This is a genomic window from Micromonospora sp. BL1 (assembly GCF_003667485.1).
In the GTDB taxonomy this organism is placed as follows: domain Bacteria; phylum Actinomycetota; class Actinomycetes; order Mycobacteriales; family Micromonosporaceae; genus Micromonospora; species Micromonospora tulbaghiae.
This window is the reverse complement of sequence record NZ_RCVK01000418.1, coordinates 1-8436: the sequence shown is the minus strand read 5'-3', so window position 1 is coordinate 8436 and position 8436 is coordinate 1. Positions and strand designations below refer to the sequence as shown.

General features: G+C 70.9%; 5 protein-coding genes. 4 read left to right on the top strand and 1 reads right to left on the bottom strand.

Annotation, left to right across the window (positions count from 1 at the left end; genetic code table 11):
- The first annotated feature begins 1104 nt into the window (after window positions 1-1104).
- The gene (locus EAD96_RS30590; RefSeq protein ID WP_233586245.1) at window positions 1105-2628 is read left to right on the top strand and encodes an N-acetylmuramoyl-L-alanine amidase; all 1524 of its coding nucleotides are present in this window, start codon (window positions 1105-1107) and stop codon (window positions 2626-2628) included.
- Window positions 2629-2656: 28 nt separating this feature from the next.
- On the opposite strand, the gene dnaE is transcribed toward EAD96_RS30590, so the two are convergent.
- Entirely contained in the window at window positions 2657-6190 is a 3534-nt protein-coding gene (dnaE, locus tag EAD96_RS30585) for a DNA polymerase III subunit alpha (RefSeq protein WP_120570555.1), read from the bottom strand.
- Between the two features lie 184 nt (window positions 6191-6374).
- Here dnaE and EAD96_RS30580 point away from each other — a divergent pair, with 184 nt between their 5' ends.
- From EAD96_RS30580 to EAD96_RS30570, 3 genes are all read left to right on the top strand, one after another.
- Window positions 6375-6716: a PadR family transcriptional regulator gene (locus EAD96_RS30580; RefSeq protein ID WP_120570556.1), complete on the top strand. Its 342-nt coding sequence runs from the start codon at window positions 6375-6377 to the stop codon at window positions 6714-6716.
- Window positions 6713-7657, top strand: coding sequence for a permease prefix domain 1-containing protein (locus EAD96_RS30575; RefSeq protein ID WP_121686676.1), 945 nt, complete (start codon window positions 6713-6715; stop codon window positions 7655-7657). The genes EAD96_RS30580 and EAD96_RS30575 overlap by 4 nt, the downstream gene beginning before the upstream one ends.
- 171 nt (window positions 7658-7828) lie before the next feature.
- Window positions 7829-8368, top strand: coding sequence for an RNA polymerase sigma factor (locus EAD96_RS30570; RefSeq protein ID WP_120570558.1), 540 nt, complete (start codon window positions 7829-7831; stop codon window positions 8366-8368).
- Window positions 8369-8436 lie beyond the last annotated feature (68 nt).

The window sequence follows — 8436 nt, the reverse complement described above, 5'->3', positions numbered from 1 at the left end:
AGTAACACGACGACCGGCAAGATCTACACAAGGCTATTCGTCGGCAGCGTCAGATGTGTAGAAGAGAAAGGACCAGGTGGCCAGGTCGCGCAGGGTGTGGTGGCGGAGCAGGCGCCGTACCGCGGTCAGGCCGACCAGGTAGCCGCACCGTTTGGGCAGGTCACCGGCCAGCGGCGAGTCCCGCATCAGGAAGTACGGGGCGTGGTGCTCGGCGTCGGTGGCGTCGAGGTCGGCGCGTACGCGGCGCAGGATCTCCGGCCACCGGCGGCGGCACTCGTCGAGCCAGGGGCGGTGACCGGGGCGGCCGAACCAGAGGTACGCCTCGTCCGGCCGTCCGGCGTCGAGTTCCGCGGTGACCTGCGTGGCGAGCCCTTCGGTGAACAGCGCGTTCGCCACCCCGTACTCGGGCCAGTCGCGGATCGCGGCGCGGCGGTCGTGCACCACGTGCGCGGCCTCGTGCCGCACCAGCAGGTCGAGGTCCTCCGGCGGCCCGAGCTGTTCCACGGCGAGGAAGAGCGCGTATCTGCCGTTCAGCTCGCCGGCCCAGCCGTTGGCCTGGTGCAGCCCGACCAGCACGACGCACTCGACCGGCCCGCCGTCGCCGGACCAGCCCAGTGCGTCGGCCACCGCCGCGACGCCGTGGGGCAGCGCCACGCGTACCGTCTCGGCTCGTGCCGCCAGGTCGGCGGCGCGGTCGCGGAGCCCGTCCAGGACGGCGGCCACCCGGGCGGCGTCGGACCAGTCACCGTCGCGGCGCAGCGCCCGCGCCACGTCCGGATGCCCGGCCGGGTAACGGGAGGCCGGGAGTTCCGGCGCGCCGCGGCCGGCGCAGGCGAGGAAGTCGGGCACCAGGTCGCGGATCCGTAGCAGGTCGGTGGGCGGCATCCGCACGATGCTGCCCGGCCGTGGCGCGCCGGGCAAGACCGCGACGGCACGGGGCCGGCCCAGCATCTGAAGGAAGTCTTCATCAAAGAGAGCGTTAATGCAAGGTATCGACATAGACAAACGTCACGCTATAGGGTGCGGCGAACCGGCGACGTGAGCACAGTCGCCCCCTGTAGTGGACGAGGAGTGCCTGTGACGATTCGGAGACCCTCGCGTCGGATGAGCCACCTGCTCGGCGGCGCCCTGATCCTCATGATCGGCCTGACCGGCCAGCCGGCCCAGGCCGCGCCACAGCACGGCGCGCAACCGCTCGCCGCCGCCTTCGACCGGGCCGCCGCCGGCTCCGACGTGCCGCGCGACCTGCTCGCCGCGCTCGGGTACGCCGAGACTCGCCTGGACGGTCACGGCGGCGAGCCCAGCGCCTCCGGCGGATACGGCGTGATGCACCTGACCAGCAACCCGAAGGTGCGCACGCTCGACGAGGCCGCGCGCCGGACCCGGCTGGACCGCGCCGAACTGCGTACCCGGGACGCGGCGAACGTGGCCGGCGCGGCGGCGGTTCTGCGCTCCTACGCCGACGAGGCCGGGTTGACCGCGGCGCAGCGCGACGACGTCAACCAGTGGTACGGCCCGATCGCCCGCTACGGCGGCTCGGCGGACGCGGCCACCGCCCGGCTGTACGCCGACTCCGTGTACGACCTGCTCGCCCGGGGCTTCATCGCGACCACGGCCGGCGGCGAGGTCAGCGTGGACGGCCGCCCGGTCGCGCCCCAGCGGGGGCGGTACGCCGACGTGGCGCCGCTGGGCACCGGCGACTTCGGCACCCTGAGCACCGACTACGGCCCGGCGGCCTGGGTGCCGGCCAACTCGTCCAACTACACGGTCTCCAGCCGCGAGTCGGCGTACCCGATCAACTACATCGTCATCCACACCATGCAGGGCAGCTACGCCGGCTCGATCAGCTGGTTCCAGAACGCCGCCGCCGGCACCAGCGCGCACTACCTGCTCCGCTCCTCCGACGGCGCGGTGACGCAGATGGTGCGGGACAAGGACATCGCCTGGCACGCCGGCAACTGGACCTACAACACCCAGTCGATCGGCATCGAGCACGAGGGGTACGTCGACAACGCCTCCTGGTACACCGACGCGATGTACCGGTCGTCGGCGGCGCTGACCCGGTACCTGTGCGACAAGTACGGCATCCCGAAGACCCGCACCAACATCATCGGGCACAACCAGGTGCCGGGCGCGACGCACACCGACCCGGGTTCGAACTGGAACTGGACCTACTACATGCAGCTCGTCACCGGCGGCACCACGCCCCCGCCGACCGCCTGGTCGACCATCGTGGACAACACCACCGCCGGCCGGTTCACCGCGAGCGCCAACTGGAGCACCTCGACGTACTCGGCGCAGCGCTACGGCGCCGACTACCGGTACGCCAACCCCGTCGCGGCCAGCGACACCGCCTGGTACAAGGTGAACATCCCGGCGACAGCCACCTACCGGGTGGAGGTCTGGTATCCGGCAGTGGCCGGCTACAACACGTCCACGCCGTACATCGTCGCGACGACGAGCGGCAACCAGACGGTCTCGGTGAACCAGACGGCGAACGGCGGTGCGTGGCGCTCGCTGGGCACCTTCACCCTGGCCGCCGGGGACGCCAACAAGGTGGGTGTCAGCCGGTGGTCCGGCAGCACCGGGTACGTGATCGCCGACGCCATCCGCGTCACCCGCGTCTAGCTCGCTGAGCCGGAGGCGCTCGGCCCGGTCAGCTCACGTTGGCCGGGCCGAGCACGCTCTTCAGGTCACCCATCAGCGCGGTGGTCGGCGCGACCCGGAACGGGCCGAGGCGCAGCGTGGTGACCTTGCCGCCGTTGAGCAGCTTGACGTGCACCTCGGTGTCGCCGGGGTGCAGCACGAGCGTCTCCTTGAGCCGTTCCACCAGCGGCGGCGTGCAGCGGTGCACCGGGATGGTCAGCGTGACCGGCTTGTTGGCCGGGTTGCTGGTGACGTCCGGCATGGACATGTCCATCGCCATGATGCGCGGCGTGTCGTCGCGCCGGTCGACCCGGCCCTTGACCACCACGATGGCGTCCTCGGCGATGTACTGCCCGATCACCTCGTACGTGTTCGGGAAGAACAGCGTCTCCACGCCGCCGGCGAGGTCTTCGAGCGTCGCCGACGCCCACGCCCGGCCCTGCTTGGTGACCCGGCGCTGCACGCCGGAGAGGATGCCGGCCAGCGTGACCACCGCGCCGTCGGGCACTGTGCCCTCCTCGGACAGCGCGGCGATCGTGGTGTCGGCGGCCGCCCCGAGCACGTGTTCCAGGCCGAACAGCGGGTGGTCGGAGACGTACAGGCCGAGCATCTCGCGCTCGAACGCGAGCTTGTCGCGCTTGTCCCACTCCCCCTCGCCGATGACCGGCATGACCGTCGTGGTGCCGCCGGTCTCCGCCTCGCCGAAGCCGGCGCCGAACAGGTCGTACTGGCCGACCGCCTCCTTGCGCTTGACGTCGGCGTACGCGTCGATGGCGTCGGCGTGCACGGCGAGCAGGCCCTTGCGCGGGTGCTTGAGCGAGTCGAACGCCCCGGCCTTGATCAGCGATTCGATGGTCTTCTTGTTGCAGACCACCGCGTCGACCTTGGACAGGAAGTCGTAGAAGTCGGCGTAGTCGCCCTTCTCCTCCCGGCACCGCATGATCGAGGCGACCACGTTCGCGCCGACGTTGCGCACCGCGCCGAGACCGAAGCGGATCTCCTTGCCGACCGGCGTGAACGGCCCGGCCGAGGTGTTCACGTCCGGCGGGAGCACCTGGATGCGCATGCGGCGGCACTCGGACAGGTACATGGCCATCTTGTCCTTGTCGTCACCGACGGAGGTGAGCAAGGCGGCCATGTACTCGGCCGGGTAGTGCGCCTTGAGGTACGCGGTCCAGTAGGAGACCAGGCCGTACGCGGCGGAGTGGGCCTTGTTGAACGCGTAGCCGGCGAACGGCACCAGCACGTCCCACACGGCCTGGATGGCCTCGTCGGAGTAGCCGCGCTCGCGGCAGCCGTCCCGGAACGGGATGAACTCCTTGTCCAGGATCTCCTTCTTCTTCTTGCCCATCGCCCGGCGCAGCAGGTCGGCCTGGCCGAGCGTGTAGCCGGCGAGGATCTGCGCGGCGCGCTGCACCTGCTCCTGGTAGACGATCAGGCCGTACGTGGGCGCGAGGATCTCGCGCAGCGGCTCCTCCAGCTCCGGGTGGATCGGGGTGATCTCCTGGAGCCCGTTCTTGCGCAGCGCGTAGTTGGTGTGCGAGTCCACGCCCATCGGGCCGGGCCGGTAGAGCGCCAGGACGGCGGAGATGTCCTCGAAGTTGTCCGGCTTCATCAGCCGCAGCAGCGAGCGCATCGGCCCGCCGTCGAGCTGGAACACACCGAGCGTGTCGCCGCGGGCCAGCAGCTCGTACGCCTGCTTGTCGTCCAGCGGCAGGCCGAGCAGGTCCAGCTCCCGGCCGTGGTTGAGCTGGATGTTCTTCACCGCGTCGTCGATGATCGTCAGGTTGCGCAGGCCGAGGAAGTCCATCTTCAGCAGCCCGAGCGACTCGCAGGTCGGGTAGTCGAACTGCGTGATGATGACGCCGTCGGAGTCGCGCCGCATCAGCGGGATGTGCTCGATGATCGGCTCGGCGGACATGATGACGCCGGCGGCGTGCACACCGGTCTGCCGGATCAGGCCCTCGATGCCCTTGGCGGTCTCGATGACCTTCTTGACGTCCGGGTCGGACTCGTAGAGGCCGCGGATCTCGCCCGCCTCGGCGTAGCGGGGGTGCTTCGGGTCGAAGATGCCGGACAGCGGGATGTCCTTGCCCATCACCGCCGGGGGCATGGCCTTGGTGATCCGGTCGCCGACCGCGTACGGGTAGCCGAGCACCCGGGCCGAGTCCTTGATCGCGGCCTTCGCCTTGATCGTGCCGAACGTGGCGATCTGCGCGACCTTGTCCTCGCCCCACTTGTCGGTCACGTACTTGATGACCTCACCGCGCCGGCGCTCGTCGAAGTCGATGTCGACATCCGGCATGGAGACGCGCTCGGGGTTGAGGAACCGCTCGAAGATCAGGCCGTGCGGGATCGGGTCGAGGTCGGTGATGCCCAGCGCGTACGCCACGAGCGAGCCGGCCGCCGAACCACGCCCGGGGCCGACCGCGATGCCCTGGCTCTTGGCCCACTGGATGAAGTCGGCGACCACGAGGAAGTACGACGGGAAGCCCATCTGGATGATGACGCCCAGTTCGTACTCGGCCTGGACGACGTGGCCCTCGGGGATGCCGTCGGGGAAGCGGCGCTTGAGCCCGGCGAAGGTCTCCTTGCGGAACCAGGACTCCTCGGTCTCGCCCTCGGGGATCGGGAACCGCGGCATCAGGTTGTGGAACGTGAACATGCCCGCCGGGTCGACCTTCTCGGCCACCAGCAGCGTGTTGCGGCAGCCCTGCTGCCACAGCTCGGAGGAGTCGACGGCGCGCATCTGGTCGGCGGACTTGACGAAGTAGCCGCCGCCCTCGAAGCGGAACCGGTTCGGGTCGGCGACGTTGCTGCCGGTCTGTACGCAGAGCAGCACGTCGTGCGCCTCGGCCTGCGCCTCGTGCGTGTAGTGCGAGTCGTTGGTGACCACCGGCGGGATGTCGAGCTTGCGGGCGATCTCGGTGAGCCCCTCGCGGACCCGGCGCTCGATGTCGAGGCCGTGATCCATGATCTCCAGGAAGTAGTTGTCCTTGCCGAAGATGTCCTGGTACGCGGCGGCGACCTTGAGCGCCTCGTCGAACTGGCCCAGCCGCAGCCGGGTCTGCACCGCGCCGGACGGGCAGCCGGTGGTGGCCATGATGCCCTCGGCGTGCTCGGCGATCAGCTCCATGTCCATCCGGGGCCACTTCACGTAGTGGCCCTCCATGGAGGCGCGCGAGTTGAGCTTGAACAGGTTGTGCAGGCCGTCGCGGTTCTTCGCCCACATGGTCATGTGGGTGATCGCGCCGTTGCCGGAGACGTCGTCGCTCTTCTGCTCGGGGCGGCCCCACTTGACCCGCGCCTTGTGGAAGCGTGACTCCGGCGCGACGTACGCCTCGACGCCGAGGATGGGCTTGACCCCGGCGTCCATGGCCTGCTTGTAGAAGTCGTTCGCGCCGTGCATGTTGCCGTGGTCGGTGATCGCCACCGCCGGCATGCCGAGCCGCGCCGCCTCGGCGAAGAGGTCCTTGAGCCGGGCCGCCCCGTCGAGCATCGAGTACTCGGTGTGTACGTGCAGATGCGCGAACGAATCGCCCATGCGTGGCGCCCCCCGGGTTGTGGATCAAGCTGCGTCGGAGTCGACCGACCCACCCTACCGAGGTGATCGTGCGGGCTCCACCGTCCGCGCCGAGGGTGGTCCGGGTCTCTCCGAGCGGCCGGTGTGCGGCACGCGTTGTTCTTCTCCCTTGCAATAGTGTGTGGCACACACTATCGTGTTGAGCATGGTCAGCGACGAGGTCCTCCGGACCCATCTCCAGGAGCTACGACGCGGCACTGTCGTGGTGGCCAGCCTGGTCGCCCTGCGCCGCCCCGACTACGGATACGCACTGCTGCAACGGCTGGCCGCGCACGGCTTCGCGGTCGACGCCAACACGCTCTACCCGCTGCTGCGCCGGCTGGAGGACCAGGGCCTGCTGACCAGTGAGTGGAACACCGAGGAGAGCCGGCCGCGCAAGTTCTACCGGACCAGCGACGACGGCCAGGACGTCCTGAACCGCCTGCTCGACGACATGACCGCGGTGCGGTCGTCCGTCACCGAACTGATCGAAGGAGCGGAACGATGAGTTCCCTGACCGACCGTTACGTCGCCGCCACCATGCGGGCCGTGCCCGCGCAGCGCCGCCTGGAACTCGCCGACGAGTTGCGCGGCTCCATCGCCGACATGATCGACGACCGGACCTCCGGCGGACAGGACCACGCCTCCGCCGAGCGCGAGGTGCTCACCGAGCTGGGCCACCCCGAGCAGCTCGCGGCCCGTTACAGCGACCGCACGCTGCAGCTCATCGGCCCGCGCTACTACCTGACGTGGTGGCGGTTGCTGCGGCTGCTGCTCACCTGGATCCCGGCGATCGTCGGCGTGCTCAGTGGCCTCGCCAAGGCGCTGCTCGACGGCGAGCCGGGCGCGGCGATCGGCACGGCGATCGTGGCCGCGATGCAGACCGCGGTGCAGATCGCGTTCTGGGTCACGCTGGTGTTCGCCGTGCTGGAACGCACCCGGACCCCGCTCGGCCTGCCCGAGTGGACCGTCGACCAGCTCCCCGAGGAGACCCGGGACCGGCAGATCAGCCAGTCCGACAGCATCGCCTCGGTGGTGTTCCTGCTCGCCACCGTCGGTGGTCTGGTCGGTCAGCACTTCCAGCGCTGGACCACCGACGACGGTTCCCGGATGGCGGTGCTCGACCCGGCTCTCTGGAGCTTCTGGCTGCCGGCCCTGATCGTGGTGCTGCTGGCCACCGTCGGCCTGGAGATCGCGAAGTACCGGTCCGGGCGGTGGACCTGGCCGCTGGTGGCGGTGAACGCGGTGCTCGGCGTGGCCTTCGCCGCCCCGGTGCTCTGGCTGCTCGCCACCGACCGGCTGCTCAACCCGGAGCTGGTCGAGCGGTTCGCCTGGCTGCGCGAGGGCGGCACGGACCAGGTCGCCCGGGTGGCCGCCGCGGTGGTCGTGCTCGTCACGATCTGGGACGTGGCCGACAGCGCGGTCAAGGCCGCCCGCGCCGCCCGCTGACGCACGGCTCCGGTCCGGCGGCCGCGAGGCCGCCGGACCGGCTCCCCTTCCCGCCCCGGTGCCGTCGGCGCCGGGGCGGGACGCCGTCGGCTGCCCGACTCAGCCGGGGCGGCACCGCCTCCCGGGGCATAGCCTGGTGGCAGGACCACCGGCGAGCACTGGGACGCCCTGATGCCCCTCCCCGACGGCACGGACGAGCTGGCCCGGTCGGCGGCACGCGGCGACCGCGAGGCCCTCGACGCCCTGCTGGCCGCCGTACGGCCGGAGGTGCTGCGGCAGTGCGCCCGGCTGCTGCCCCACCGGCAGGACGCCGAGGAGGCCTGCCAGGACGCTCTGCTCGCGCTCGCCCACGGGATCACCGGGTTCGAGGGCCGCTCGTCGTTCGACACCTGGCTCTACCGGGTCACCGCCAACCGGGCCCGCTCCACCTACCGCACGTTGCGGCGACGGTGGCAGCGTGAGGCCGGCGGCGTCCCGCTGCCGGACCGGCCCGACCCACGCCGGACCAGCGTGGTCGCCGGCACCCGGCTCGACCTGCTCGACGCGCTCGACGCGGTCCCGCCGGACCTCGCCGAGGCGGTGACCCTGCGCGACGTGCTCGGTCTGAGCTACCGGGAGATCGCCGGCCTGCTCGACGTGCCGGAGGGGACCGTGAAGTCCCGCATCCACGAGGCCCGCCGGCAGCTCCGGGCACGGCTGTCCGATGCGTGACCCGGCCCGCCGCCGGCGCCGCCTCGCGGTCGGCGCAGGCGGGCGTCCCGGCGAGGGCGGCGAGGGCG